This is a genomic window from Pseudoalteromonas sp. MSK9-3 (assembly GCF_003590335.1).
Taxonomy (GTDB): Bacteria; Pseudomonadota; Gammaproteobacteria; order Enterobacterales; family Alteromonadaceae; genus Pseudoalteromonas.
Map to the genome: position 1 here is coordinate 1 of NZ_MIET01000039.1, position 2,581 is coordinate 2,581.

Annotated in this window: 2 protein-coding genes and 2 pseudogenes; 1 reads left to right on the top strand and 3 read right to left on the bottom strand. The window is 37.0% G+C overall.

The annotated features are described in order from the left end of the window. The 3 genes and pseudogenes from BGP78_RS17780 to BGP78_RS17790 form a co-directional block, all read right to left on the bottom strand. A pseudogene (locus BGP78_RS17780) lies at positions 1 to 448 on the bottom strand (transposase); the annotation flags it as partial. 197 nt (positions 449 to 645) lie between these two features. Next, complete coding sequence (locus BGP78_RS22975; RefSeq protein WP_259386373.1) at positions 646 to 777, bottom strand: hypothetical protein; 132 nt, start codon at positions 775 to 777, stop codon at positions 646 to 648. 738 nt (positions 778 to 1,515) lie between these two features. Further along, a complete protein-coding gene (locus tag BGP78_RS17790; RefSeq protein WP_147386093.1) occupies positions 1,516 to 2,004 on the bottom strand; it encodes an IS110 family transposase in 489 nt (162 codons plus the stop codon). Positions 2,005 to 2,101: 97 nt separating this feature from the next. Between BGP78_RS17790 and BGP78_RS17800 the strand changes: the two are divergent. Continuing rightward, a pseudogene (locus BGP78_RS17800) lies at positions 2,102 to 2,581 on the top strand (transposase); the annotation flags it as partial.

A 2,581-nucleotide genomic window follows, 5' to 3' on the forward strand; every position in this document is an offset into this window, starting at 1 on the left:
GCATTTAACTGCGCTCTGAGTTCAACCTCATTAGCGTCAATTGTGTTACGGCGGTTTTTGTAGTCATAAAAACTTGAACGAGCAACATCAAAGACACTGCAGACCACCTCTACCGATTCTTGCTCACTTAATTGGTCTATTAACGAATATTGTTCATTTCTTCTGACATTAAGAGAGCTGTAGCCTTTTTTATTATTGATTTCTCTCGTTCTAAACGATTGATTCTGGCTTCAAGTTCTTGAATCTTTTGTTGCTCTGGAGTCAAAGCTTTGGCATTAGGTGTTTCACCATTTCGCTCAAGTTCAAGTTGTTGAACCCAGCGCCTTAAAGCCGTTTCTCCAACATCTAATGAACGACATGCTTCTTGAAGTGAATAGCCTTGGTCTAAAACTAAACAAGCGGCTTCAAGTTTGAATTCTTTACTAAATGTTCTGCGTTTTTTTGCCATCGGACACCTCTGATTGAGTGGTAATGATACCACCTAAAATAGTGTCCGGAATTATTGAACCACAACAGCATATAGAAAATAAATTCTAACGTATTATTGTTTTTATTAGAAACCACTCTCTCTACCATACCTATCAATAATGATGGAGCAAAGTTTTAATTTCTATGGTTACATACTGACTTTTAATTAGATTTTAATCAAAGACGAGTCGTTACTGTATCCGTATTCATAATACGAGTTGTTACAGTGTCTGTATTCATAACCCGGGTCGTTACTGTATCCGTATTCAATATTCCATCAGCGCCTGCAACTAATTTTGTCTGGTTCATATTCATACTTTGAGTAACTAGTAGTCGTTTCATTTTTTTCTTTTTTAGCTTTAATTTAAATGTCATTGGTTAATACCTTTTTGGTCTCTAGTAATTTGATACCAATAAGTTAAACCAAGTTTTCAAAATCAGGTAATTATCAATAATTATATATTCAATCATAACATTTAAAATAGAGTGTTGATTTTAATGGTTTTTATTAAAAACATCAGCTAGATAACATTCCGATATTTTTTAGCATCAGGTAATTCTATAAATAATTCGTATTTGACTGGCTAAGTAAAATCAAAAATGTTTATCACGCATTAAATGAGAAGCTGGAGCCTCTTTTTAACATTGCCCAAGCCGTTCTAATATTTTTATTTACAAGCGCTATACATGCCCGCTTTCCCCCTAAACGAACAACTAATTTTAATAGCCATTTCTATTTCAATGGGTTCGGGTTTTCGGGTAGATTGGTTATATATGCCAGTGCACCCAAAAATAAGCAGGACTTTAACTGCTTATCTCCAGCAAATTTATCAATTCCAAGCATGACCGCTTTTCCACCACTACTAAATTACTTTGGTGTAACACCTAAGCGCATCGCCCATTTTTAAAGTGTCCTGTTTGGCTTAGATTAGCAATCAGTCCTGCTGCACTTAGTGTACCAACACCTTTAAGGGCCATAATGCGTTGGCACTGTTCATTTTGAGAAACTAGCTGCTCTAGGTTTTTGGTTACTCGTTTTTATGACGCTCATATCTGCTTGTATTGAGCTTTTAAGATATTAAGCAATTGCGATAATATTTCTGGTAAATCATTGCTTTCAAGTAAGGCCTCTTTCAATGCTTTTTTAGAGCGAGCAATGGTGTGGCCATATTCATAAAATAAAGCTCTTATATGATTACCTAACTGTGTGAGTTGTTTATATAAAAGCTTACGACTAACAGTAAGTGTTTGGAGGATTTGCTGTTCAATATTTTTTACTAGAGACAACGGCATGTTAGGTTGTATAGTTGCAATAGAAATACCGATGGCATCATTGACATCCGTTTTTTGTTTACTTACATAAAGCTTAACGTGCTTAGGAGACATTCCCCTGATCATGACCAAAGGATTGAGCAATACGCCCCCAATAATGAAAACTTCCGCAACCCTCCATAGCAACAATGCTAGGTGGTGAGTTAGCAAGGATTTGCCGGACTTTAGAGGGAGACTGCACCTTGTTAAAAACAATCTCGCCATGCTTGGTAACTTTTGCTACTTGTAGTGGCATAGTTAATTTGGCCACCCATTAAGAAAGAAATGTTATGCTATTGAGCATACAAATTTGGGTGAAAAAATGACGAAGTTAAAACGCGCAACCTATTCTGCGGCAATCAAATTAGAAACAGCTCAGCTTGTAGTAGACCAAGGTTACACGCAAGAAGAAGCAGCTAAAGCAATGAGTGTTGGTAAATCAACAGTGAGTAAATGGGTTAATCAGCTTAAACAAGAACGTAATGGCCAATCCCCAACAGCAGCACCAATGACACCTGAGCAGATAGAAATCCGAGAACTCAAAAAGCAAATACAACGCATTGAATTAGAAAAGGACATTCTAAAAAAGGCTACAGCTCTCTTGATGTCGGACTCGCTGAACAATTCTCGCTAATTGAGAAGTTAAATCAACGAGAGCGTTACCCTGTCACAGTGTTGTGTAAGGTGTTTAGTGTACACCGCAGTAGCTATAAGTATTGGGCTAAAAGTGATACACCCCCTTCACCGGAGCAACTTCGTTTAGAAGCTAAAGTGAAAGCAATTCATAAGCTGAGTAATGGCT